Origin of the sequence: Archaeoglobus profundus DSM 5631 (assembly GCF_000025285.1) — an archaeon.
GTDB lineage: Archaea > Halobacteriota > Archaeoglobi > Archaeoglobales > Archaeoglobaceae > Archaeoglobus_B > Archaeoglobus_B profundus.
Window position 1 is genome coordinate 332,783 of record NC_013741.1, and the last position, 22,749, is coordinate 355,531.

At 41.9% G+C, this 22,749-nt stretch carries 24 protein-coding genes, 2 tRNA genes and 3 pseudogenes; 16 read left to right on the top strand and 13 right to left on the bottom strand.

Annotated elements, in window-relative coordinates:
• Positions 1-9: 9 nt before the first annotated feature.
• From ARCPR_RS01945 to argF, 4 genes are all read left to right on the top strand, one after another.
• Complete coding sequence (locus ARCPR_RS01945) at positions 10-396, top strand: CBS domain-containing protein (RefSeq protein WP_012939792.1); 387 nt, start codon at positions 10-12, stop codon at positions 394-396.
• The gene (locus ARCPR_RS01950; protein ID WP_012939793.1) at positions 397-624 is read left to right on the top strand and encodes a hypothetical protein; all 228 of its coding nucleotides are present in this window, start codon (positions 397-399) and stop codon (positions 622-624) included.
• A 31-nt stretch (positions 625-655) separates the two neighbouring features.
• On the top strand, positions 656-1,609 hold the full coding sequence (locus ARCPR_RS01955; protein WP_012939794.1) for an NAD(P)/FAD-dependent oxidoreductase: 954 nt from the start codon (positions 656-658) through the stop codon (positions 1,607-1,609).
• Positions 1,610-1,723: 114 nt separating this feature from the next.
• Positions 1,724-2,641 carry an ornithine carbamoyltransferase gene (gene argF, locus ARCPR_RS01960; RefSeq protein ID WP_012939795.1) on the top strand — a complete coding sequence of 306 codons (918 nt, stop codon included), beginning with the start codon at positions 1,724-1,726 and terminating at the stop codon, positions 2,639-2,641.
• Positions 2,642-2,643: 2 nt separating this feature from the next.
• Here argF and albA (ARCPR_RS01965) read toward each other — a convergent pair whose 3' ends face one another.
• On the bottom strand, positions 2,644-2,922 hold the full coding sequence (gene albA / locus ARCPR_RS01965; RefSeq protein ID WP_012939796.1) for a DNA-binding protein Alba: 279 nt from the start codon (positions 2,920-2,922) through the stop codon (positions 2,644-2,646).
• A gap of 79 nt (positions 2,923-3,001) precedes the next feature.
• On the opposite strand from albA (ARCPR_RS01965), the gene ARCPR_RS01970 reads away from it, so the two are divergent.
• From ARCPR_RS01970 to ARCPR_RS01980, 3 genes are all read left to right on the top strand, one after another.
• Positions 3,002-3,085, top strand: a tRNA-Ser gene (locus ARCPR_RS01970).
• A 493-nt stretch (positions 3,086-3,578) separates the two neighbouring features.
• Positions 3,579-3,800: a DUF7557 family protein gene (locus ARCPR_RS01975; RefSeq protein ID WP_012939798.1), complete on the top strand. Its 222-nt coding sequence runs from the start codon at positions 3,579-3,581 to the stop codon at positions 3,798-3,800.
• Positions 3,801-3,977: 177 nt separating this feature from the next.
• On the top strand, positions 3,978-5,237 hold the full coding sequence (locus tag ARCPR_RS01980) for a DUF2400 family protein (protein WP_012939799.1): 1,260 nt from the start codon (positions 3,978-3,980) through the stop codon (positions 5,235-5,237).
• Between the two features lie 13 nt (positions 5,238-5,250).
• Here ARCPR_RS01980 and ARCPR_RS01985 read toward each other — a convergent pair whose 3' ends face one another.
• Both ARCPR_RS01985 and ARCPR_RS01990 read right to left on the bottom strand, forming a co-directional pair.
• A complete protein-coding gene (locus ARCPR_RS01985; RefSeq protein ID WP_083772949.1) occupies positions 5,251-5,589 on the bottom strand; it encodes a Holliday junction resolvase-like protein in 339 nt (112 codons plus the stop codon).
• 254 nt (positions 5,590-5,843) lie between these two features.
• Positions 5,844-5,916: transfer RNA gene (locus tag ARCPR_RS01990), tRNA-Val, on the bottom strand.
• A gap of 70 nt (positions 5,917-5,986) precedes the next feature.
• Between ARCPR_RS01990 and ARCPR_RS10170 the strand changes: the two are divergent.
• From ARCPR_RS10170 to ARCPR_RS10180, 3 pseudogenes are all read left to right on the top strand, one after another.
• Positions 5,987-6,382, top strand: a pseudogene (locus ARCPR_RS10170) (Hint domain-containing protein); the annotation flags it as partial.
• 993 nt (positions 6,383-7,375) lie between these two features.
• Positions 7,376-7,456 (top strand): annotated as a pseudogene (locus tag ARCPR_RS10175) (hypothetical protein); the annotation flags it as partial.
• A gap of 3 nt (positions 7,457-7,459) precedes the next feature.
• A pseudogene (locus ARCPR_RS10180) lies at positions 7,460-7,708 on the top strand (deoxycytidylate deaminase); the annotation flags it as partial.
• Here the strand turns inward: ARCPR_RS10180 and ARCPR_RS02000 are convergent.
• Positions 7,691-9,130: a DNA-directed DNA polymerase II small subunit gene (locus ARCPR_RS02000; RefSeq protein ID WP_012939801.1), complete on the bottom strand. Its 1,440-nt coding sequence runs from the start codon at positions 9,128-9,130 to the stop codon at positions 7,691-7,693. The pseudogene ARCPR_RS10180 and the gene ARCPR_RS02000 overlap by 18 nt on opposite strands.
• Positions 9,131-9,212: 82 nt before the next feature.
• Between ARCPR_RS02000 and ARCPR_RS02005 the strand changes: the two genes are divergently transcribed.
• A complete protein-coding gene (locus ARCPR_RS02005) occupies positions 9,213-10,121 on the top strand; it encodes an FtsZ/tubulin family protein (protein ID WP_012939802.1) in 909 nt (302 codons plus the stop codon).
• On the opposite strand, the gene ARCPR_RS02010 is transcribed toward ARCPR_RS02005, so the two are convergent.
• Positions 10,108-10,650 (bottom strand): stage II sporulation protein M, encoded by a 543-nt coding sequence (locus ARCPR_RS02010; protein WP_048084315.1) that lies wholly within the window; start codon positions 10,648-10,650, stop codon positions 10,108-10,110. The two genes, ARCPR_RS02005 and ARCPR_RS02010, sit on opposite strands and share 14 nt — an antisense overlap.
• A gap of 60 nt (positions 10,651-10,710) precedes the next feature.
• Here ARCPR_RS02010 and albA (ARCPR_RS02015) point away from each other — a divergent pair, with 60 nt between their 5' ends.
• Both albA (ARCPR_RS02015) and ARCPR_RS02020 read left to right on the top strand, forming a co-directional pair.
• A complete protein-coding gene (gene albA / locus ARCPR_RS02015; protein ID WP_012939804.1) occupies positions 10,711-10,983 on the top strand; it encodes a DNA-binding protein Alba in 273 nt (90 codons plus the stop codon).
• Between the two features lie 23 nt (positions 10,984-11,006).
• Positions 11,007-11,648 carry a translin family protein gene (locus ARCPR_RS02020; RefSeq protein WP_012939805.1) on the top strand — a complete coding sequence of 214 codons (642 nt, stop codon included), beginning with the start codon at positions 11,007-11,009 and terminating at the stop codon, positions 11,646-11,648.
• On the opposite strand, the gene ARCPR_RS02025 is transcribed toward ARCPR_RS02020, so the two are convergent.
• The 4 genes from ARCPR_RS02025 to ARCPR_RS02040 are packed head-to-tail and all read right to left on the bottom strand — an operon-like array spanning position 11,617 to position 15,956.
• On the bottom strand, positions 11,617-12,909 hold the full coding sequence (locus ARCPR_RS02025) for a vWA domain-containing protein (RefSeq protein WP_012939806.1): 1,293 nt from the start codon (positions 12,907-12,909) through the stop codon (positions 11,617-11,619). The two genes, ARCPR_RS02020 and ARCPR_RS02025, sit on opposite strands and share 32 nt — an antisense overlap.
• On the bottom strand, positions 12,906-14,045 hold the full coding sequence (locus tag ARCPR_RS02030; RefSeq protein WP_012939807.1) for an AAA family ATPase: 1,140 nt from the start codon (positions 14,043-14,045) through the stop codon (positions 12,906-12,908). The genes ARCPR_RS02025 and ARCPR_RS02030 overlap by 4 nt, the downstream gene beginning before the upstream one ends.
• A gap of 25 nt (positions 14,046-14,070) precedes the next feature.
• A complete protein-coding gene (locus tag ARCPR_RS02035; protein WP_012939808.1) occupies positions 14,071-14,655 on the bottom strand; it encodes a hypothetical protein in 585 nt (194 codons plus the stop codon).
• Positions 14,652-15,956 carry a hypothetical protein gene (locus ARCPR_RS02040; protein WP_012939809.1) on the bottom strand — a complete coding sequence of 435 codons (1,305 nt, stop codon included), beginning with the start codon at positions 15,954-15,956 and terminating at the stop codon, positions 14,652-14,654. Before ARCPR_RS02040 ends, ARCPR_RS02035 begins: the two co-directional genes overlap by 4 nt.
• Positions 15,957-15,972: 16 nt before the next feature.
• Here ARCPR_RS02040 and cofE point away from each other — a divergent pair, with 16 nt between their 5' ends.
• A complete protein-coding gene (gene cofE, locus ARCPR_RS02045) occupies positions 15,973-16,719 on the top strand; it encodes a coenzyme F420-0:L-glutamate ligase (protein WP_012939810.1) in 747 nt (248 codons plus the stop codon).
• Here cofE and iorA read toward each other — a convergent pair.
• Positions 16,706-18,559: an indolepyruvate ferredoxin oxidoreductase subunit alpha gene (iorA, locus tag ARCPR_RS02050; protein ID WP_012939811.1), complete on the bottom strand. Its 1,854-nt coding sequence runs from the start codon at positions 18,557-18,559 to the stop codon at positions 16,706-16,708. The genes cofE and iorA overlap by 14 nt on opposite strands.
• Positions 18,560-18,628: 69 nt before the next feature.
• Here iorA and ARCPR_RS02055 point away from each other — a divergent pair, with 69 nt between their 5' ends.
• Entirely contained in the window at positions 18,629-19,303 is a 675-nt protein-coding gene (locus tag ARCPR_RS02055; RefSeq protein WP_048084704.1) for a S26 family signal peptidase, read from the top strand.
• On the top strand, positions 19,300-20,364 hold the full coding sequence (locus ARCPR_RS02060) for a hypothetical protein (RefSeq protein ID WP_148208655.1): 1,065 nt from the start codon (positions 19,300-19,302) through the stop codon (positions 20,362-20,364). The genes ARCPR_RS02055 and ARCPR_RS02060 overlap by 4 nt, the downstream gene beginning before the upstream one ends.
• 47 nt (positions 20,365-20,411) lie before the next feature.
• Here ARCPR_RS02060 and ARCPR_RS02065 read toward each other — a convergent pair whose 3' ends face one another.
• Genes ARCPR_RS02065 through ARCPR_RS02075 form a run of 3 tightly spaced genes read right to left on the bottom strand, consistent with a single transcriptional unit; the run spans position 20,412 to position 22,727 of the window.
• Positions 20,412-20,960 (bottom strand): imidazoleglycerol-phosphate dehydratase, encoded by a 549-nt coding sequence (locus ARCPR_RS02065; protein ID WP_012939814.1) that lies wholly within the window; start codon positions 20,958-20,960, stop codon positions 20,412-20,414.
• On the bottom strand, positions 20,957-21,664 hold the full coding sequence (gene hisA / locus ARCPR_RS02070) for a 1-(5-phosphoribosyl)-5-[(5-phosphoribosylamino)methylideneamino]imidazole-4-carboxamide isomerase (protein ID WP_048084318.1): 708 nt from the start codon (positions 21,662-21,664) through the stop codon (positions 20,957-20,959). Before hisA ends, ARCPR_RS02065 begins: the two co-directional genes overlap by 4 nt.
• Entirely contained in the window at positions 21,639-22,727 is a 1,089-nt protein-coding gene (locus ARCPR_RS02075; protein WP_012939816.1) for a M50 family metallopeptidase, read from the bottom strand. The genes hisA and ARCPR_RS02075 overlap by 26 nt, the downstream gene beginning before the upstream one ends.
• Positions 22,728-22,749 lie beyond the last annotated feature (22 nt).

The following is a 22,749-nucleotide window of genomic DNA, read 5'->3' on the forward strand; positions in this document are numbered from 1 at the left end:
ACCTAAAATATGGTTAAAGTTGGAGATGCAATGGTTAGGGAGATTGTGTCTGTAGACTACAGAACTCCCGTGAAGGAAGTTGTAAGAATCATGGGACAGAGAAAAATTGGAAGCGTTTTAGTATCGAGAAATGGAGAGATATACGGAATATTCACGGAAAGAGATTTGGTTTCTAAGGTTCTGCTTGAAGGAAGCTTAGATGATGATGTCGGGAAGTACACCTCAACACCGCTCATAACAGTTTCACTGGATTACGACTTGAAAGAGGCTACGAGAATAATGTCGGATATGAAGATAAAGAGGCTCGTAGTAGTTGAGGATGGTAAGATAGTTGGAATTTTGACAGCTTCGGACGTTGTTAGGGCTATAGCTAAAGCTCCTTTAGAGGTGTTGTGAATGAAGTGTGTTAGTTGTGGAAGGGAACTAAGAGAGGAAGATGAGGGAGTAACTTGGAGGAGATGCAGTATTTGTAAGAGTCCAGTTTGCTTTGATTGCGTAAGGTATGTGGGTACTTGGGTAAGAGGTCTTTACAAGAACTTCGTTAACGTTATACCCGTCTGTCCAAATTGCCTACCAAAATCGATGCTGAAGAGGCTAGCTGAGAAAAAGCTAAAGGAAGAATAGCTTAAATACTCTCTTTACCCAAACCCCTCTAATGAAAGTTCAGATATACGGTGCAGGGATATCTGGAAGTTATCTCTACCATCTTTTGGATCAAGATGGTTTTGAAGTGTCAATCTACGATGTAAGAAGTAAGCCGGATTGTAGATGTGCTTGGGGTTTTAGCTATTCAGAAACCAAAGAGCTTTATAAAAAGATAGGAATAAATGTCGACGAATTCTTGCTATCAAAGCCGAAATACGTCATAGTCAATAATAGGCTCTGGCTGAAGAACAAGGAGATCGTTATACTGGATAAAAAGAGATTGATGGAGGAACTCTGGAGCTTCGAGCTTAAAGATGAGGGTGGAGATGTTGTGGTTGATGCCACCGGACATAGCAGAGCAATATTGCCAAAGATAGAGAACGACGCCATATACACGACAGTTCAAAACGTTGAGAAGCACGATCTCGATGAGAACATCTACATTTACATGGTTAAAACGGGCTACGCTTGGGCTTTTCCTCTCGGAGATGGTAGGTGGCATATTGGAGCTGGTGATATGAGTAGAGAGAGGGCTTTGGAGCTTGTAAAGAAGCTGAGAGAAGTTTACGAAATCGAAGAGGTTGAAGGGGAGTGCAATTGCATTGGGAAGATAAGACTTCTACCCCCTTCAAAATGTAAACCAATAGTCTGGAATAACGTTTACGGTGTTGGAGAGGCGATAGGATGCGTCAGTGGGGCTGGTGAGGGAAACGCTCCCTCACTTAAATGTGCAAAGATTTTTTACGACTGTTTGGTCGAGAACAAGCTTGAAGAGTATGAAAAAAGAGTTTTGGAAGAGTTCTGGTGGATAGAAGTCGAGCACGAATTCGTTTCAGCCGTTCAAACTGGCAAAAAATTGAAAGCCTTGAGACTACTTCCAAAGATAATCCCTATCGAGTCGAGGAGAAGCGTTGAACAATCTTTTGAAACCATAAAAAGTCTCTTGGGCCTCTTGAAGCAGTAGACTATTTTTCCCATCTTTACAGATTTTTAAAAGGCTCGAAAGTGTAAGTAGTATCGAGTCGTAAGGCTAAAAACAATCAAAAAACTTAACTATTGTTCACATTACTCACCAGAGATGAAGCATCTAATATCAATGGCCGATCTAACTCCAGAAGAACTCGAAGAGATTTTAAAGCTTGCAGAGAAGTTAAAAGAGGAAAGATACAAGGGGAGAGTCACGGATTACCTCAAAAACAAAAGCTTAGCAATGATTTTTGAGTTGCCTTCAACAAGAACGAGAATTTCTTTCGAGGTTGCAATGACCGACTTAGGAGGTCATGCACTTTATCTAAACTGGAACGATCTACAGCTCGGCAGAGGTGAGCCTATAAAAGATACGGCGAGAGTCTTGAGCAGATACGTTCACGCTGTGATGATGAGGGTCAGAAAGCACGAGACTATTTTGGAATTTGCCAAGTATTCTACGGTTCCAGTCATAAACGGCTTAAGCGATCTGGAGCATCCCTGCCAAGTCATAGCGGATCTTCTCACAATTAAGGAGTACAAGGGAGATTTGAAGTCTGTAAGGTTAACTTGGATAGGAGACGGAAACAACGTATGTAATTCCCTCATCTTAGCTTCGGCCTTGACTGGAATGGAGATGGTTGTCTGTACTCCTAAAGGATACGAGCCTAACAAGGAGATAGTTGAGAAAGCATTGAAGATGGGTGCAAAGCTCACGTTTGAGAGCGATCCCCTAAAGGCCGTTGAGAATGCCGACGTAATTTACACGGATGTATGGGTTTCAATGGGACAGGAGAGGGAGAGGAGAAAGAGGTTAAAGGCTTTTACGGGTTACCAAGTTACACAAAAGCTCGTAGATTCTGCCAAGACGAATGTAGTTGTAATGCACTGCCTTCCAGCTCACAGAGGAGAGGAAATAACTGAAGAAGTTTTGGAAGGCGAGCACTCGATAGTCTTCGACCAAGCTGAGAACAGGCTACACGCTCAGAAAGCGATACTCCTGAAGCTTATAGGAAAGGAGAAGGAATAAAATTATTCGGATTTCTTAGCCAAAACAATCTCAATTGTGGAGACGTTTACTTTTCTACCTTGTTCGCTCTCAAGCTCTTCGGTATCGATCTTTATGCTCTCTACCTCGACATTCGGTAAGAATCTGTTCCTGACGATCTCCGCTACATCTACTGCTCTGCTTATCGCCTTTCCTCTCGCCTTAAGCACAACTCTCTCAGCACCTTCATTGAACTGCGTCAATGTGGCGAGCACATAGTTCATTACTGGCTTCTGTCCGACGTAAACAACTCCCTCTGTCATAGCTTATGCGAGAATGTAGCGTTATTTAAAAGTTGCTGATGGCAAACTTTATCTTCCTCAAATATAAGAGATTTTTCGAGCCGGGGTTGCAGAGTCCGGCACTGCGGGGGACTCGAGATCCCCTGCCCGAAAGGGTTCGTGGGTTCAAATCCCACCCCCGGCGTAGAGCGGTCGTCCAATCCCCACGCACCGACCTCTATCCTCTTATTGAACTGCTCATAAAGCGGTAGAAACTTCTCTAAGAACTTCTCGACGAATATACTCAAATTCCTCCCCAACAAGCCGAGTTTCTCAGCCCTCTCTGATAGGTCTTTCCTGATGATGAAAGTCGTTTTCCTTCTAGGGATTTCATCAGACATCTGTGGAAGTCTATATACATCTAATATGTCCCTTGCTGTTTTATAAATAATAAAATAATAATAAAATCAAGAGAATCAATTATCTGGCGTTGCATCACATCATCACCTCTCTAAGCCAAGTTCTAAACTCAAGCTCGTCTAATAGGGTGCTGTTGTCTAAATCGATGACAGCATAGGTATCTCTGCTGTGTCCGTTGCCGGACCTTCTCACACGGTAGCGGACACCCTTGTTCCTGGAATGTCTACCTGTGGTCACAATCATTGGACCTGTAACTGTGGACACAAAGTCTTAAATTTTTGCTTAGGTTATGTATAGTTACTGTTACACTCAACAAGGAAGTGGCGGAAAAGCTAGAAAAGCTCAGGAGGGAGGGGAAAACTCTTAGTGACGTAATAAAAAGAATAGTAGAAACTTATGAGGAGCTTGAGGATTATATTGACGAAAAATGGGGGAAACTTCAAAGAGATAAAGAGAAGTTTATAGACCTTGAAGATTACGCATCTTCAAGAGGTCTTTGAATGTTCTCGGTTTTGATTCATCCTGATGTAGCCAAATTTTTAGACAAGTTGTCTGAAAGCGTTGTTATCCTGTAGCTGTTCAGTTCACTCAAGAAATACAGAGATTAGTTAAGAGTGGTTGTTTAGGAGCGCTACGGTAATAGAACTTATAAGTATCCCAGCCAGTATTCGTAATCGATGCTAAATGCAACAGCTATAAGGGAGTATTTGGATAAAAGATACAATATTTCTGCGAAATACTACCTCAACAGTTCTCTGCTCAGCTGTGTTAGAAGATTTAACGATATCTCCCGAGATGAAAAAGATACGGCAAACTTTGCTTTCATCTCAGCTATGTACGACTATCAAATGAAAGTATCTCATCTGATCAGTAGATTTAACTTCATAGTAGATTTCCTTGAGCGTAATAATCTTGAGTTGCCCGACCTAGCTGACAGCTCTCACTTCGAAAAGCTGAGAGATTTGATGTTGAAGAACTACGGCTACTTTCACAGATTCGATCCGCGAATGAGAGATTTCCGAAAGCTGGTGGATGTTTTAACGAAGCTTGATCTTGAAAATATAGCTAAAGATTATTATGATCCCAACCAGTCTGAACCCGTGGAAAAGGTTATAGATGGAATTCTAAATGAAATTCGTCGGTTTGCCGAATTTTCTTCGCGTGGCTTCATCCCAAACCCTAAAAATAAGTCATCGAAGAAGAGACTAACACTCTTCCTTAGATGGGTTGTAAGGCCCGAATATCCAGATTTAGGAGTTTGGAAGTTCATAAGCCCTGCACATCTGTATGTTTCGATGGATCTCGGAGTGTTAAGAGTATTTCAGAGGATGACTGGTATAGCACTTAGAAATAACTGGGACGGCGTCATAAGAGTCACAGACTACTTTAGAAGTGTAAATCCCCAAGATCCAGCCAAATACGATTACGTTCTCTCGAGACCGGCAATACTGGACATATGCAAGAAGAGCTTAGAATATTCCGGCTGCGATGCCTGCCTTCTAAATGAGATATGCTTGACGGGTAGAGAAAATATCAGAAATATCAGGTTAGTCGTTGAAGAGGAGGTAGATAAAACTAGGCATGATTATATTCGAGATCTTTTTAAGAGCAGGAATCCTTGGAAGGCTTCCTGCGTTAGAGAGGAGTATCTGAACGGAAGAGCGGACATAGTGTGTTATTTGCCGGATATGAAAAGTCCTGAGAGGATAGTAGTAGTCGAGGTTAAAGTTGTTCTGACTTTCAACGGTGTGAAGCAGCTCCTGAATTACATTAGAACAGCTATCGAGAAGTGGAAAGAGACTGTAAAGGAGTGCAGAGGTGCAATGGTGTGCGAGTGCATTTCAAAAGATCAAGAACAGAAAATTTTGGAGATTTCAGAATATCATAGCATCGAAATATATAAATTTGAGAGCAACAAGTTTGTTAGGATTGCTTAGTCTTTTAGCTCCTTCAAGTTTCAAGTCTCAAAACTTCCCATTCAACTCTTCCTTGCGTAACAGCATCCCTTATGAGCCTCTCCCTTTTACTCAAAGCTGATTTCCCGTATTTTACCTCAACAAACACAATCTTTCTCAAATCTCCTTCATCAAGCCCATCGAAAACGATTAAATCTACAGGTGATCCGATGAAGCGGACATCCTTTGGGTTGTACTTGAATCCCGGGAAAAATGGAATCAGATGCTCTGTAACTTTTCCAGTTATCACAGCCTTGCTCTTTTCTATCGCATCTCTTTTTATCTCCTTCTCATACTTCTGCTTCCACTCCTCGAAGAGGATTTTCAATAACACAAAACTTCTTAATGAGCTTGAGTTTAGTTATTGGTTGAGGGAGGTTGTCAAAAATGGAAGAACTTAATTTTTATTCTCATATGAGAATTAATGTGGGAAGGCGACCTAGTGGTAGGGTGAACTTTTGTCTGAGGATTGACAGGCATCTATACGAGAGATTAAAGAAAATAGCGGAAGCAGAGGGAAGATCTATCGCTGATCTCCTAGAACCAAAGATAATTGAATTGGTAGCGGTCTATGAAAAGGAATTGGCATGGGCTCGCCCGGATTCGAACCGGGGACCTTCGCCTCGTAAGGGCGACGTCATAACCCCTAGACCACGAGCCCTATCTTGCCTATTGAGTATTTGATTATAAGTATTGCGGTAATGTTATTAACAGATCGATCGATACGAGCAGTGTCGCGCCCAAGCTGGGATGAATACTTCATGGAACTGGCTTTGGTCGTTGCGAAGCGCTCAACTTGCTTGAGGCAGAAGGTGGGAGCAATAATAATCAAAGATAAGAGAATTCTAGCAACCGGATACAACGGTGCTCCTTCTGGAATGGCTCACTGTTTGGATATAGGATGTTTGAGAGAGAAGCTGAGTGTTCCGAGCGGAGAAAGGCAGGAGCTATGCCTAACGCCAGATGTTGAAATTTTAACAGATAGAGGATTTGTTAGAATTTCCGATATTAAGGTAGGAGACAAGGTCTTAACCCATAGAAATCGGTATCAAAAGGTCGTTAAGGTGATTAGTAGAGACTACAAAGGAGAAATTTGCGTAGTTAAGCCGATGGGACTCCTACCGATAAGGCTGACACCAGAACACGAAGTTTTGGCAGTAAAGACTGTAAAATGCATCGATGGGAAGACGATCTGTAAGGAATCGTGCCAAAGCATCCTTAGAGAAAGATGTAAGAGATTTTTCGAAAGCTACGAAGAGGACTGGATACCGGCAATACTTTTGAACAAAGGTGATTTAGTCGTGTTTGGATTTGACACAACAGTTGAAAACTTAAAATCGCTTGACCTATCGAAGTACATTGAAAATCCTCCTAAAGTTTATTACGATGTTGTTAGAGCTAAGAATTCTGGAAAGACATACAGTTACATCGAGAAAGTTTACGGTATCAGCAGGAGTGTAGCTTGGAATTGGGTAAATGGAGGATCGCCCAGAGGATACGTGATAGTTAGGAATGGGATGCTACATTCAGGTGACTCTCCGAGTAAGGACATTCCCGCAGAAATAGAAATCAATAAGGATACGATGTGGCTCTTTGGAATCTACTTGGCTGAGGGTTGCACATCAGGAAACCAAATTGCCTTTGGTTTGAACGTCGAGGAATCTGAAATCGTTGAGAGAATAGAAAACGTTATGAGAGAGACGTTCAATCTGAAGCCAAACATTTACACGAGAAAGCAATCGACGCTTGTAAGATACTCCTCCAAGATACTTGCAACAATCTTTGAAAGGTTGTTTGGTGGGAACGCGTATACGAAGAGGATTCCAGCAGAGTTGATGAGGGTAAAACCAAAATTGCAGTCCTACATGCTTAGGGGATGGCTTGAAGGAGACGGATATGATAATTCTGTTGATGTCAGAGGAGTTACAGCCTCAAAAACTTTAGCACTTCAGATGTATCAAATCTGCCTAAGACTGAACATGCTACCAACTCTCGATAGTTCGCCTCCACGAAAGGGTGTTAAATCGGTAATGTATCGCTTGAGGATAAACAAGAATCCAAAGTTGAAGACGAGATACATTAAAAACGGAAAGCTGTATACTCCAGTTTCTTACGTAAAGATGGACTTTTACGAGGGTAAGGTTTACAACTTGGAGGTTGAAGAAGATAAGTCATTCGTAACGGAATCGTTTATAGTTCACAACTGTAGGGGTTTGCATGCTGAGCAAAATGCAATCATTCAAGCTGCGAAGTTCGGAATATGCATCGATGGAGCTACGATGTACACAACGCACTGTCCTTGCATCACATGTGCCAAAATGATAATCAACGCTGGGATAAAGAAGGTGGTTTACGGAAAGGAGTATGCGGATAAAAGGGGTTTAGAACTTTTGAAGGAAGCTGGAGTTGAAGTTGTTTATTTACCAATTGAAAAGCTACTTGCAAAATCTTAACCTCCCCACTTCCCCATTGTAGTAAACTGCCACGTTACACGGCATGGGATTCAAGTTCATTTTCTTCTGAAATTCGGTTTGAGCTTGCCATGTGCTTGAGTTAACAACCAGGACACCCCTGTAAAATCCAACACCGTATGTGTGAACGTGACCACAATGCAAAACGTCTGGAACTTCATCTATTACGAGCCAATCTTCCCTCTCCGGCGCTATTGGAGTTTTTCCACCATATATCGGGCAGAGATGCCTTCTCTTAAGAAGTTCTATCATAGCTTCGTGCGGCTTCTCGTAGCTGAGTCTTGGAATCTTAGTTATTACGTCATCCAAGCTCCTTCCATGATAAATCAAAACTTTCAAGCCATCCAAATCGACGTGAGCTGGATTACCAACGTGAATAACATTGTTTGAGAAAAGATCTCTTATTTCCTTCGGCAAAGCTGGTTGAGGTTCTGCCTGTCTTATGGCATCGTGATTACCTACGGACAGTATGACTTTCACGTCTTTGGGTATCTTGTCCAACTGCTCCGCAGCGTACTGGTATTGACCGTATATGTCCGTAATAGTAAGATCGTTCTCCAGCCCCGGATAAACTCCAACTCCATCGACTATATCCCCAGCAATAACGACGTACTTTATCTTACTCGCGAGATCGACAACTTTCTCATTTCCAACTTCTCCGCTCAGCCACTTCGTAAAGACTTCCCATTCCTTCTCAAGAAATTCTTTGCTTCCAAAGTGTGTATCGGATATGAAGACTATACCGAAGTCCTTCTTTGCCCTCTCCCTCATCGGGATATCTGGAAATATTATCCTATCAGCATATATTCTACCATTCCTGTACACACCAATTACTCCAACCACTTCATCTCCCAAAAGCTCCAATGCCAATTCTTTCAATTTCTCTCCAGCAAATACGCTGACAACACCCGTTTTATCTTCCAAATCAAAAACGGCAAACTCACCGTAATCCCTAACGTCCTTGACCATTCCTACAACTTCAACCTGCTCGTTCTTAAATTTGGGAAGAGAAGAAATCCTAACACCACCTATTCTTCTTCTCACGAGTGCGCTCAACTTTTCAAAGCGGGAGTTGAAGTAGGCTAAGAAATCTTCTATTCCACCCTCACATGTCGATCTGCCGGTAACATCCTTTACGCTTACATTCTCCTGACTTCTAACGACCTGTTTAGGTTTATCATCAACATTTTTTACATCGTTGGTTGTGGGGGCTGTTTTAAAACTTTTGATAGCTCTCTCAACTTCTTCACGTGATATAACAAAGCTGCTGGTTGTTTTGCATATGTGGGCTATCAAGCTATCTAAATTGTGATGATCGACGTTTTTTATGAGTACTTCAACTGCTAACGGATGAATGTTCCTGCCGTAGACAGCGAACTTCTTTATAATCGTTTTTTTGTCCATCGAATCTTGTGATACTTCACATGATTAATCTATTTCGCTTTAACAGTAAATATTATTAGTTAACCCAGAAAGATTTCAAAAGATGAGACTTCTTACGATAGGCGTGGGAACTAAAGGGGCGGAAATTTCCAGTCTTTTGTATAAAAGAGGGGTTAAGGTCAATCGAATTCCTCTTTTCAGGTGTTATGCTGTTCTAAATAATCTGAACGATGTTAGTAAAATAAAGCTGGATGAGAAGAATAAGTTCTACCTTCCCAAGAACTCGGACGTTACTGGAATCATTAACGAGATAATGAGCAGATACGAAATTCACGAGGGAGCTATGCTCATAACGTCCATTAAGGAGGAAGATTTTAACGTCACGATTGAGTTGAGTCGCAAGCTTAGAGAGGTTTTGGATGATCCTGTGATGGTATTGGGTGTTTTGAGCTTAAAGAATGTTGATTCTGGAGAGTTGAGAAGGAGAATTAAAAGTTTGAAGGAGTTTTCAGATTACCTTCTTCTGACAAGGGAAGAGAGCGTGAATGAAACAGTCGAAGCGCTGAACATTCTCGCAAGGGTTGGTGAGATCGATTTGAAGAGGAGGGTTGCTGGTGAGGTTGTTGTAGACACTTCAGATCTATTCAATGCCTTAGCAAGGGATGGATTTACCGTTTTAGGTCAATCTAAGCGTAGTATACCTATTTTTAAATTTTTCATGAAGAGAAGTCAGCTCTTGGCTTTGAGAACTCAGAGGATGGTTGAGATGGTGAAAGATGCCGTGAGAAATCTCAGCTTCAATGGGGACATTGAATCTGCCAAGAGCTCTCTTATAGTTTTTGCCGGAAATCCCGATGAAATTACTATGGATGGTCTGTTCGCAAGCATAAGCTTTGTCGAAAGTTTGAACGATGGTATGGTCGTTAGATACGGAGATTATCCCATTCCCAGAGCTAGGTTTTTGAGTACCGTCGTGCTCTTCTCTGGATTAAGGAAAATTAAATTTGACTGATTATAGGAGTTACGTAGGTCTCTATAAAGGCCGCTACGAGTAGCATCGGCATGACGTATTTCAAGTAAGCTCTAACGGCCCTCTTAATCTCAAACTTTATGTCAACACTCACCCCCCTAGCCCTATTCAACGTGGCGATACCCAGCTTCAATCCGTAAGAGCATGCAATCAAAACGGCTGGGATCTCAAGTATACCGTGAGGTATTAGCATCAATAGCACTTTCAACAATCCAACATTCTTTGAAACAACGGCAGAAACGACACCTATTGTGAACCCGTTGATGGCTATGAACAGAACAGGGATTACACCAAAAGCTAGGCCAAGTAACATGTTTACAAAACTCTTGACGGTATTATTAACGAAGATTACAGCAAATATCATTGCCTGTGGAAGATCTTTGACAAACGATAAGCTTTCGAAAATCTGTTTTATAAAGGTTTCAGCTTGATCGGGATGGCTTGCAGCCCATTGGTAGCCGATGTAAGTTGATAGGAGGAATACCGCCAGAAGTACTATGAACTCCTTCATGCTGTAAGGCATACGAAAGATTAATATAACCTTTCCCAAGCTCTTGAGCAGGTGATAAGAATGGCAGAGAATGCGGTGTTTGTTGGGAACAAGCCGGTAATGAACTACGTGTTGGCCGTGCTGACGCAGTTCAACAACGGCGCAAAGGAGGTAGCAATTAAGGCGAGAGGAAAGGCGATAAGTAGGGCAGTCGATGTAGCAGAGATCGTCAGAAAAAGATTCTTGCCAGATGTCGATGTCAAGGACATAAAGATCTCAACTGAGCAAATCGAGAGCGAGCAGGGAACTGCGAACGTCTCAGCGATTGAGATAATTTTGGCTAAGAAGGAGTAACTCTCTTTCTTTTGCTTTTATTTATGATTGAAGAATTTTTGGATTTTGTTAGATCTAAGCTCGAAGAGAAAGAGTTAGCTAGAGAAGAGTTACTTAAGCTTGTTAGAGAAATGCGAATAAACTCCACAAAAGCCATAGCTTCAATTCATGCTGGCGATTTTAAGAAGGCTGACGAATACCTAAGAAATGCGATGGAAATACTTCAAAAGGTTAAGGAGTATAAAGTCTATCCAGACGTTTATTACCCCGTAACATTCGATGCCATGCAAGAGTTAGTTGAAGCTTACGTCTTCAGGCATATCGTTGAAAATTACGATATCGACGTTGATCTAAGCCAACTCGATGTGGAGTTCGCTCCGATCTTAACTGGTTTAGCCGATGCTGTTGGAGAAATTAGAAGACATATACTTGATTTACTCAGAAAAAATGAGTTTGATAAGGCCGAGAAGTTGATAGGCATTATGGAGAGAATCTACAATAACCTCATAACGTTCAGCTTTCCGGACAAGATAACTCCAAATTTGAGGCCAAAAGTAGATTACGTTAGGAATGCAATAGAGAGAACAAAATCGGATTTCATATCTGCAAAAGCTTCCGCTTTGAGTGAAGATGTTAAAAGCTTAGAAGAGCTTATCAAGAAGCTTCAACAATCTTTAAGAGCTTAATTCCTCCAGCCTCACTTAACTCCGCTCTCATGTAGCAGTCGCTTATGCTTTTTAAGGTCTCGTTTTCGCCCTGAATCATAACCGAGATGAGATTTGCGTTCGCCTTCTTTAAATCCTTTGAGAGGTCTTCAACTACATCCTCCCCGTCAGTTATTATTACGATTGTGTTCGTCAAATCCGACAACCCCCTTTCAACTAAATCTTTTACAGCAGTTCTTAAGGCATTTGTTATGTCGGTTCCTCCGTTTGACTTAACCTTTAGAATAGCGTCAACAACTTCATGCGGATCGCTCAGCAAGTGATGGGTTTTCTTGTCGAAAAATCTGAGGAAGTACCTCCTCCTTTTTAGGCTCGCCATCCTGTATATTGCCAAGGCAACACTTCTCGCCCAAACCGTTTTTTCACCAACCATAGATCCACTTTTATCCACGAGTATGTAATAGGCGCCTTCAGCAATGCTGAGCTTCTCCTTCGTTAGAAATCCTTCACCGCTAAACTTTTTCAAGAAGAGCTCTTCTGGTAGAGCTAGCTCTCTAACTAAAGCTCTGTCTATTCTTTTGGTTAGGCTGTAACCGGATAGCTCTTCCCCGAATCTCCCCCTTTTCTTTAGAATGTATGTCGCTTTTGGAATGTGGCTGAAGAGCTTCTTCGAGAAGGAGACTATATCTCTCATGAACTTCACATAAAGCATGTGCTCAGCCAAATCTAAAACTTTCTTGAACGTTCCCTCCTCCTTTCCAGCCCTTTTACCACCTATAAGTTCCCTAACATCGTTTGCATTTCTGACCATCTCTTCAGCATATTCGGTTGCGTAATCCAAAATCGCCGGAATCTCTCCGCCTTCAACCATAGCCCTCATCGCCCATACGACGTAAGCCTTCAAGTTATCGAACGGGTTTTCGTGCTCGAGTCTTATCAATCCCAAAACCTTCCCTATAACAGCCTTTGCCAAAGCTATGCTGTATGCAAGGCTCATCTCATCGTCTAAAGTCGTAAGCATCTTTATCTTCTGATACCTATCGCTCGAGATGTAATCCTGCAAAAACTTCCTAGCCTCTTCAAGCACGTCGTCTTCATTCTTTGATCTCAAGAAAGGGTAGAGGGAGTAGTGTAGAAAGTAGCAATCTGTAGCGATCAGTTGAATCTGCTCACAAGTTCTGTAAACCTGTTGTAGATCTTTTGGCAGATAACCTTCAATTCTCTGAGCGATCAGCTGATAGATAAAGTCATCATTTGTAACGTTTACGAGATTGTTCTTCATATTCCGAAGAGTTCAGCCTTCTTCCTCTCCAAAACGTCTTCTGCTCTACTGTAAACCTGCTTGAACTGTCTTATGTACGGTAGCAATCTCGGATTCTTCGGTATCTCATCCATTAAAGTTGATGCTTTCTTGTAAATTGTCGATAGCATCTTAAGTTCTTCCATTCCACCGTTAAGACTCGCATTTAAGGCGTTTTGCAACTCCGCAGTTACAACCTGAATCTTCTGCACGTGCTGATAGAAACTGCTCAGTCCAAGCTCGAGTATTATCTGTTCAACCTTTTTCAAATCCTCTTCATCGTGAACGGCTGTAAGCTTCAAAGCCTCTGCTAAGGAGTCTAAGCTAACATCGTTCTCTCCGTAAACGAAGGATATTGCAGAGGCTACTTTCAGAACCTTTATTTTCCTCCTATCCGAAATCTTAACTCCCCTTTGCTTTAACCTCACTAGAGCTTCGATATATCTCCTTATTAGATCTCTGTTGCTGGTAATCTGCCTAAACTTTTCCATTACTGCATTTTGCAAACTTTTAACGTCGTTCACGCTCATAACGATATCGCTTTCAACGCCCAAATCTAGTTCGACGCCCTTTTCTATTAACTCTTCCCATGAATCCTCTGAAACACCTTTAACAAAGCATCTTATTGTTAGCCTGTCGTAGAATGGCGCATCTTCGACATCGCCACTTATCTCGTTGCTTGCGGTATACAACGCCAGCATCGGCAACCTTATGTAACTTCCATCACTGAAAATTCTCTTGTTAAGGATTATGTCCAGAAGAATGTTTCTGATAGCCGAGCTTGCCTTGAAAATTTCATCCAAGAAGACTATCTCAGCTTGCGGAAGCTTTCCTTCAGTTCTTCTGACGTACTTACCTTCCCTCAATGCATTTATATCCAAAACACCCAGTATCTCATCTGGCTCGGTAAACCTTGTTAAGAGGTAGTAGAAGTACCTAGCATCGATCATGCTGGCTAGATTTTCGATTAAAGCCGTTTTAGCCGTTCCAACCTCTCCAACAAGTATTGTAGGTTCTCCAGAAAGCAGACCGGCAAGTACAGCTGTTATCTCTGCCTCCCTCTGAACGAACCTCTCCGCAAGCCTATACTTAAGTTCGGTAAGCTTGTCCTTCAACATTTGTCGTTAATACGTTCACGATGTATTAACCTTTTTTGCTCAAAATATCGTGGAAGAAGAACCATGCACTGAACACACCCATCGATATACCAATTCCAATGCTCAAACCCCAAGCGAGAGCGGATTTTATCTCGGGTGTGAGATTTGTTACATCTATTAGGAGGACTAGGACGATGAATAATGTCATTAGGGTCATGAATCCTCTCATCTTCCCTTCAACCGCAATCTTCTCCGAAATTCTACTGACTGCAACGAAGACTATAGCGATGAGAAATATCACACTTAGGACTCTACCAAAATACTCTAAGGCCATATTTAGGTAATCCATTCCTTCGGGAAATGCTACACTTGATATTGTGTAGAGGGCTGTGAGTGCTATGCCGACATTTAGAATTGCCAACATGAGAGATGAAAAGGATATGTTGATGTGTCTCGCTAAAGGTTTGAAGAGTTCACCGACCTTAAACACCTCGAAAATCTTTGAGAGTGCCCTGTTTATGGCGTAACCTAACACGAAGAATAAACATATGAGTATTACAGATACTATCATCTTGGGTATGAGAGCTTCAACATCCTTGAGGGCCATTATTACAGCTTCCTGCAGATTCATAGGCTTAAGTAGTAAGCAACTCTGTATATAAAGATGATCAGAATTACCGATAACGATACGACTGTAAGCCTTATTGCCAGCAACGTGGTTTCTCTTGCAAGTGTGGTTGAGAATGAATAGCCCGATATTGTCAGATTGTAAACTATCCTTGAGTACAATCTCGCCCTTTCGACATCTATTGAAATCTCTGGAATTGCTAAAAGCGATAATATCAAAGCTGATAACAACAGCAATGAAGCTGAGATCATCATAAAGTGAAATGTGCCGACAATAATTGCAACTATCATTCCGAAGAACTGTGAGAGTGTTGTTACAGCTGTTAATAGAAATGGAACTTCCCTTCCCTTAATTTCAGCACATATGAAGCTAGCGAGCATGTTTGTTCCGTTAAATGCGAATGTGTAAATTATAGCAATGAACAAATGAAGAATAGGAATGTTTACAGTGTATATCATGAACGGGACTGCGCTAGCAAGGACTACTGCAAACCTGTAAGTTCTGTAACTTCTACCAGACCAGAAGAGCGGTGCAAATATGGATGTAGTAGTTTGAAGGAAGCTTATAAGCATTGCAAAGTAATCTTCGACTTTGAGATCGCTGACTAAATGAGGAGTCCAAGTGGAACCTATTATTGCTGAGGAGGAAGTTACAAGCAATAGAAACAATAAGACATTGACAGATTTAACCTTAAGCTCTTCTTCAATCTCTCTAAGTCTTACATGACCTATGTCCGCAAACAGCAGAACGACCGTTGATGTAAATCCTACAGCCGATGCCAAGGCGTAGAGGTAAGTGTACTTTTCGTAACCACTTAATGTGTAGAGCACGATCAGAGAAGTTATAGAGCCAAGTATGTTTGAGAATGCCCCCAAAGAGTTTCTCAAAGCCAATGTTTTCTTTGCATCTCTCTCATCAAGAGAAAATATTGCAACATTTATCAGTGCCGATGTTGGTACTGTGAAGCATATTGCGAGCGTGTAGAATGCTGGAAGGATATTCAGGTAGTAGGATAGAGGTATAAGTCCCCAGAAGATTCTTTCTAGAGCGTGAAATATTATCAGATACTTCTTCGGATTCTTGAGGAAAATGTGCCTGCACTTGTAAACAACGTAGGCTAAAAGGGTGGCAAAGAGATAAGCCTTTGCGTTAAGTTTGACAATCTCGAGTACATCGTATCCTACTACAGCCAGATATATCGGCGCTAAGCTCCTCGTTATGTTTACGTAAAATCCTGCTGTCAAAGCCTCCATTACGAGCGATTTTCCCCTCATTTTTGTACAAGCGTAAAGAAAGTATAGCATTGATAAAACGTTTTTCATGGAAATTGTAGGTCTAAAGCTTCCGTTGATAAAGGAAGGAGACGATATAGCTAAACTGATTGTCGAGAGGTTCGATGTTGAAGATGGGGATGTGATAGCAATATGTTCAACTGTAGTTTCGAAAGCAGAAGGTAGGATTGCAAGGCTCGATGAATACAAACCCAGTGCTAAAGCTATTGAAATAGCCAATAGGATAGGAGAAGATGCAAGGTTTGTTCAGGCTGTCTTGGATGAGAGCGATGAAATATTGATAGATTATCCATTTTTACTTGTTAAAGCGAAATTTGGGAACATCTGCGTAAACGCTGGAATAGACAGAAGCAACGTTGAGAGTGGAGTAATATTGTTACCTCCGAAGGATCCGGATGAAAGTGCAAGGAGGATAAGGGAGAGAATCAGGGAATTAACTGGGAAGGATGTGGGAATAATTATTACAGATACGAACGGCAGATGCTTCAGAAAGGGAGTTGTCGGTGTGGCTATTGGTGCTTCGGGAGTTCAGGTCTTAAGAGATTGGATTGGAAAGGTGGATCTTTACGGAAATCCTTTAAGCAAAACTGTCGAATGCGTTGCAGATGAGATTGCCGGCTTTGCAAACCTAATTATGGGTGAGGGAGATTGGGGAATTCCTGTTGTAATTTTTAGAGGTTTAAATCTTAGAGGAGAGGGATGTGCTAGGGATATATATAGAAGTGAAAGGGAAGACGTAATAAGAATGCATTTGAAAAAATCTAGGATTTCTTAACCTTTATCGCCCTCTCTGGGCATATTCTCGCGCATACTCCGCAAGATGTGCAGAGTGCCGGGTCTATCTGTGGTTTTTCTCCATCTAGGTAGATTGCTGGGCATGAGAAAACTCTGTAACATTCTCCGCAGTTGTTGCACTTATTCTGTAATATTTCAAACGGTAACAGCTTTACTCCTTTTCTCCTGAGTTCCCTCATCCTGACTATTGAACAGAGCTGTTTAGCAACAACAACGGCAACACTGTCGTGATCTAAAGCCCTTCTTACAGCATCTTCAACATTCCTAACACTGTAGGAATTTACAACTTCCACAAATTCTACGCCGCAGGCTTTTGCAACTTCCTCAATTTTTATTGCCTTTCCGACGCTACCATCAGCTTTCAAACCTATTCCGGGATGTGGCTGGTGTCCAGTCATTCCGGTGGTCATGTTGTCCAAAACTACGAGAACGAACTTTGCTCCATTGTAGACCGCGTTAATTAGCGCTGGGATTCCCGCATGGAAGAATGTTGAATCACCGATAGTTGCGATTATCTTGTCCTTTATCACCCAGCTTAAGCCATTTGATACTCCAACGCTCGCACCCATACAAACGCATACCTCTACAGCCCTATACGGTGGATTGTAGCCTAAGGTGTAGCAACCTATATCACTTGGTAGGGCGCACTTTACCTCGTTTGCAATCTTTCTCAGAACGTAGAAAACTGGAGAGTGAGGACAACCCGGACAAAGGACGGGAGGTCTTGGAGGCGCAATCTTCGAAATCTCTCTCGCTCTTTCAACGATGCGGTCGTAGTCTAGCCTTGTAGGAATATTCAACAGCTTTGCAATTGCTTTTTCAACTATTGGTATACTGTATTCGTAGTGCATGGGCAAATGGCCAGTCAGCTTACCGTAAACGTTCTTAGTTAACGTTTTTACGAAGATTTCAACAATCGGATCGACCTCTTCAACTACCAAGACTCTTTCAACAGATGTAACAAAATCTTCAATTTTCTTCATAGGTAGAGGATGCATCGAAGAAAGCTTGAGAATTGGCAGATTTAAATTCAATCTCTTCAAAGCATCCTTAACATAGGAATAGCTCAAACCACACGCTATTATTCCCAGCCTACTATCTCCGTCTTCAACCCAATTTCTTTCCCATCTTTCCAAGAAGTCCTGAAGGTTCTTCAGCTTTTTTTCGAGTTCTAGCTTCAGCTTTCTTGCGTTAGAGGGAAGAACAACGAATTTCTCCGGTTTTGCAACCCATTCAACCTTTTCAAGCTTCTTTTCGGGAATTTTTCCAAGCCTTACAATTCCCCTTGCATGGCTCAACCTCGTGTAAGTTCTTAAGATTACGGGCAGTCCAAATTTTTCAGAGATTTCAAAACACTCTTTCGTCAAGTCTTTAAGTTCTTGAACGCTGTGCGCTTCGAAAACTGGCACCTTAGCTGATAATCCGTACCACCTGTTATCCTGCTCGTTTTGACTGCTGTGCATGAAGGGATCGTCAGCTGTAACTAGAACGAATCCACCTACCGCACCTATGTATGCGAAGCTGAAGAGGGCATCACTCGCAACATTTACTCCAACATGTTTCATAGCACACATTCCCCTTTTACCGGCTAAGGAAGCACCCATTGCCACCTCAAAAGCGACCTTCTCATTTGTTGAGTATTCAACGTGCATGAAGTCCTTCAAAAGCTTTGAGACCTTTGCAAGGGTATCACCGATTTCGGATGAAGGTGTTCCGGGATAGCATGCAAATACATCTACACCAGCTTCCAAAGCTCCTCTTGCGATTGCCTCATTCCCAAGTAGAAATGCTTTCTCTCCCTCACTGCCAAGTACATGCATGGGATGGCAATTAGGGGATGGATTTTAACCTTTTGCGATAGGTTTAACTTCAAGCTCTTAACTTCGTTCATGGACTGGAAAGGGATTGCTAGGGAGATAATATCGACGATTATAATAGTTGGAGCTATTATTGGAATAGGAATTGCGATAACTGGTACTTGGCCATTCATGGTTGCCGTTCAATCTGGTAGCATGGAGCCGCACATTCACAAAGGCGATGTAATAATACTCTTTGGCTTGAATAGGGTTGGTAAAGTGGTAACTTGGATAGACGGTTCTAAGAGTGACTACAAGATGTTTGGAGATTACGGTGATGTGATAGTCTATTATCCAAACGGTGATAATGGCAAAACACCCATAATTCACAGGGTAATTGCTTACGTTCATAAAGGTGAATACATACCGACTTTAATAAAGATAAACGGAAGGGTGTATTTGGGATATGTAAAGGTTAAAGCGAAGGTTAGTGGATTCATCACTCAGGGAGATGCAAACTACGAGCCATGTAAAATTCAAGATTTAAAAAATTTATTAATATATAATTATGTTTTATTATACAACGAAACCGAAAAACGCTTCGATAAAGTTAACTTAAGCGACCTCACTAAGTTTAAAATGTGTAAGTTAGGTATTCCAGATCAGCTTGCACCAGATTGGAATATAGAGCCAGTTAAAGAGGAGTGGATCGTTGGCGTTGCGAAGTTTAGAATACCTTATGTCGGATGGGTAAGGTTGCTGATATGAAGTGCTACATCCTAACTTCTGATCTTCAGAGGGATAGAGCAAAAAAGATAGCTGAAAAGCTTGAATCTTTGGGCTTGGAGATTGCTAGCGAAATTGAACCTTACAGCTGTGTTGTTGTTGCGAGTGGAGGAACAGAAAGAAAGATACTTGAAGCTGTTAATGAGCCAGTTGTAGTCTGGGCTTTACCCTATTACAACTCTCTTCCAGCAGTTTTGGAAGCTTACGCCGTTAAAGAGTTCAGATTCTTCTATTCAGACATTGACGAGAAAGCTCTTGAGAAAATCAAGATTTACGAGAGAGTTTTCAATGCAATAAAAAGGTTGAGAGGTATTAGGTTGGGCATAGTAGGTGGAGTTTCGGACTGGATAGTTACCGACGGTAACTGGGTTAGAAATTTATTGGAAGTCGTTGAAATAGGCTTGGAAGATGTAAGGGTTGAGGGAGAGGGAGTTGAAAGGGCTTACAGCGTCTACAATTCTCTTAGAGAGATTATCGAAAGGTACGAACTCGATGCTTTGACAATCAAATGCTTCGATCTTCTGGAAAAAGATACTACAGCATGCTTAGCTCTCCACCTTCTGAACGATGAGATTCCCGCTGGTTGTGAAGGGGACTTGGAAGCGGTCTTTACCATGATTGTTTTGAGACTTTTAACTAATCAGCCCTGTTGGATGGCAAACATAAACAGAATTGGTAGAACAGCTGTTCTCTCGCACTGCACAGTTCCAAAATCTATGTGCGAATACGTAAAATTAACAACTCACATGGAGTCTGGAAAAGGTGTTGGAATTGAAGGCGTTTTAAGGAAGGGTATAGTAACGATTGCAAGGTTTAGAGGTAAAAGAGCTTTAATTGCAAGGGGTAGAATTTTGAGAGGCAATCTGGGTGATGAAACACTATGCAGAACTCAGGTTGAGGTCGAAACTGGCGATTTAATCGGATTTGGAAATCACGTAGTCTTAAGCTACGGAGATCATGTTGAGCTTCTCAAGGAGTTCTGTTTCTATACGGGTTTTGAACCTCAGATCCGTGGCCCTCATCACCGCTCAGTGGCGGATTAGCTCATCATCGGCACATTAAGTTTGTTAGATTGCTTAATTTTGTTTACTCAATCCAAAACTCCCTTCGTGCTTAGAACATCCTCGCCAATTACCTCCTTAGCCTGTCTGAATGCTAGAGCAAGTGCCTTAAAGCAGGCTTCGATCTTGTGGTGCATGTTTTGCCCTTTAACGATCAGATGTACATTCATCCCCGAATTTCTGCAGAATGTGTCGAAGAAGTGGACGTAGTTCTCGTTAATATCGCCCTCGATGACAAAGTAACCCCTGCCGCTCAAATCTAGACCACATATCGCTAAAGCATCATCCATAGGAACTATCGCCTGTCCAAAGCGCCTTATACCCCTCTTATCCCCCAAAGCTTTGGCGACTGCAGTTCCCAAAGCTATTGCAGTATCTTCAATTGTGTGATGTTCGTCATCTCCGAAAGCTCTAAGCGTTAAACTCACGTTCGAGTGCTTTGCCAAGGTTTCGAGCATGTGCCTGAAGAATGGAATGTCCATCTCAATCGTATAACCCTTCGAATCGAGATCCAATTCAATGTATATATCCACTTCCCCTGTCTTTCTCCTAACAACAGCCTTTCTCAAAACCCTCATTCCTCCTCCCCCAAAAGATCTTCAAGTCTGACCTTACCCGTATACAGAGCCGATCCTATAATAACTCCCACGGCTCCGCACTTCTTTATCGCTCTTACATCATCCGGACTACTTATACCTCCGGCAACGTAAACCGGTAAGCTCGTACTTTCCACAACTTCCCTAATCTTCTCAAGCTCAACACCCGAAACCAAACCCTCAACATCAACGTTCGTATAGAGCAATGAGACTTCACAATCCTCGTAAAGCTTCGCAACTTCTATTGGCGTTAGCTCCGTTTTCCTAACCCATCCCTCTACAACAACTTTTCCTTTCTTAGAATCCACGGCAATCATAACCCTATTCGGATATTTTTTTGCGAACGTCTTCACAGATCTTACATCTCTAACTGCTAGAGTCCCAAAAATTACCCTTTCAACTCCTGAATTAAGAAGTCTCTCAGCTATCTTCAAGTCTCTTATACCTCCTCCAGCCTGAGTCTCTGCGATCCTTGCTATTTCCAAGATAACATCCTCGTGAAACAGCCTCCCTTCGAAGGCGCCATCTAAGTCTATAACGTGTAGAACCCTCGCCCCCTTCTTTATCCACATCTTTGCAACCTCTATTGGGTCTTCGAGCTCGATCGTAACCTTGTCTTTCCTCCCTTGAACCAATCTGACTACCTTTCCACCCTTGAGATCAACCGCTGGTATCACTCTGAACACTACCGAACTTCTCCCTTGAACTTTTAACACCTTCGAATATCTCGAGTATCTCGGCCAGCTTGATTATATCACTCCTTGATATTATACCAACAACCCTATCTCCTTCCACAACAGGTAACCTGCCAATTCTGTTCTCGCTCATTATCCTTAGAGCTTCGAAGACTTTAGTTTCTGGGGTTACTGCTATGACTTTCCTACTCATAACGTTCTCAACAACGTCGTTTTCATCAGCGTCCGTTATGTCCTTGAGTGTGACTATCCCAACCAGTCTGCCATCCTTAACAACCGGATATCCCAAGTGCTTTTGCCTCAACATTAAGCTTATAACATCCCTTACCGTCATATCGGGAGTTACGCAGATAGGATTTGGAGTCATGACATCTCCAACCTTGTAATTTGAAAGCAATCCTTCCAAAGTTACCGCTCTCTCTTCTTCAACAGCTCCTATGTATATGAAAAGAGCTATGAATGTCAGCCATATGTTATAGAAAAGGCCAAAGACACCCATGAATATCGCGAAAGCTTTTCCAACATTTGCCGAAATTCTTGTAGCTCTGACGTATCCAAACTTCTTTGCTAAAAGACTCCTGAGAACCCTTCCACCATCCATGGGAAAAGCCGGGATTAAGTTAAATATTGCCAAGATTAGATTGAAGTAGCCAAATAAATGTAAGAACCTGTGAGGTGTAAGAATAAAGAGCGATAATACTAAACTTGCTAGAGGACCAGCTATGGCTATTGCGAACTCCTTCTTTGGCTCCTTTGGTAAGTTCTCTATGCTCGCAACACCGCCAAATATGAATAGGATAATTTCCCTAACTCTAGCACCAAACCTCTTTGCAACTAGGGAGTGTGAAAGCTCATGAATGAGAACAGCCACGAATATCGATACAGCCATAACAACCGAATAAATCAACCTCATCGGATTCTGCAAATCCGAGAATCCAAATGGTGGTTTGTTGACGTAGAAGACGTAAGACAGTATCAGCAGTATCAACGCTAAGCTTATGTGTGCTTTAACATCTATCCCGAATATTCTGCATATTCTGATCGAGTAAGCCATGCTAAACTGTGGTTAAGCTTAT

Coding starts and splice junctions, on each gene's coding strand:
- ARCPR_RS01945 (WP_012939792.1), top strand. CDS start 10: ATGGTTAAAGTTGGAGATGCAATGGTTAGGGAGATTGTGTCTGTAGAC.
- ARCPR_RS01950 (WP_012939793.1), top strand. CDS start 397: ATGAAGTGTGTTAGTTGTGGAAGGGAACTAAGAGAGGAAGATGAGGGA.
- ARCPR_RS01955 (WP_012939794.1), top strand. CDS start 656: ATGAAAGTTCAGATATACGGTGCAGGGATATCTGGAAGTTATCTCTAC.
- argF (WP_012939795.1), top strand. CDS start 1,724: ATGAAGCATCTAATATCAATGGCCGATCTAACTCCAGAAGAACTCGAA.
- albA (WP_012939796.1), bottom strand. CDS start 2,922: ATGACAGAGGGAGTTGTTTACGTCGGACAGAAGCCAGTAATGAACTAT.
- ARCPR_RS01980 (WP_012939799.1), top strand. CDS start 3,978: ATGCTAAATGCAACAGCTATAAGGGAGTATTTGGATAAAAGATACAAT.
- ARCPR_RS02000 (WP_012939801.1), bottom strand. CDS start 9,130: ATGGACAAAAAAACGATTATAAAGAAGTTCGCTGTCTACGGCAGGAAC.
- ARCPR_RS02005 (WP_012939802.1), top strand. CDS start 9,213: ATGAGACTTCTTACGATAGGCGTGGGAACTAAAGGGGCGGAAATTTCC.
- ARCPR_RS02010 (WP_048084315.1), bottom strand. CDS start 10,650: ATGAAGGAGTTCATAGTACTTCTGGCGGTATTCCTCCTATCAACTTAC.
- albA (WP_012939804.1), top strand. CDS start 10,711: ATGGCAGAGAATGCGGTGTTTGTTGGGAACAAGCCGGTAATGAACTAC.
- ARCPR_RS02020 (WP_012939805.1), top strand. CDS start 11,007: ATGATTGAAGAATTTTTGGATTTTGTTAGATCTAAGCTCGAAGAGAAA.
- ARCPR_RS02025 (WP_012939806.1), bottom strand. CDS start 12,909: ATGAAGAACAATCTCGTAAACGTTACAAATGATGACTTTATCTATCAG.
- ARCPR_RS02030 (WP_012939807.1), bottom strand. CDS start 14,045: ATGTTGAAGGACAAGCTTACCGAACTTAAGTATAGGCTTGCGGAGAGG.
- ARCPR_RS02035 (WP_012939808.1), bottom strand. CDS start 14,655: ATGAATCTGCAGGAAGCTGTAATAATGGCCCTCAAGGATGTTGAAGCT.
- ARCPR_RS02040 (WP_012939809.1), bottom strand. CDS start 15,956: ATGCTATACTTTCTTTACGCTTGTACAAAAATGAGGGGAAAATCGCTC.
- cofE (WP_012939810.1), top strand. CDS start 15,973: ATGGAAATTGTAGGTCTAAAGCTTCCGTTGATAAAGGAAGGAGACGAT.
- iorA (WP_012939811.1), bottom strand. CDS start 18,559: ATGCATGTACTTGGCAGTGAGGGAGAGAAAGCATTTCTACTTGGGAAT.
- ARCPR_RS02055 (WP_048084704.1), top strand. CDS start 18,629: ATGGACTGGAAAGGGATTGCTAGGGAGATAATATCGACGATTATAATA.
- ARCPR_RS02060 (WP_148208655.1), top strand. CDS start 19,300: ATGAAGTGCTACATCCTAACTTCTGATCTTCAGAGGGATAGAGCAAAA.
- ARCPR_RS02065 (WP_012939814.1), bottom strand. CDS start 20,960: ATGAGGGTTTTGAGAAAGGCTGTTGTTAGGAGAAAGACAGGGGAAGTG.
- ARCPR_RS02075 (WP_012939816.1), bottom strand. CDS start 22,727: ATGGCTTACTCGATCAGAATATGCAGAATATTCGGGATAGATGTTAAA.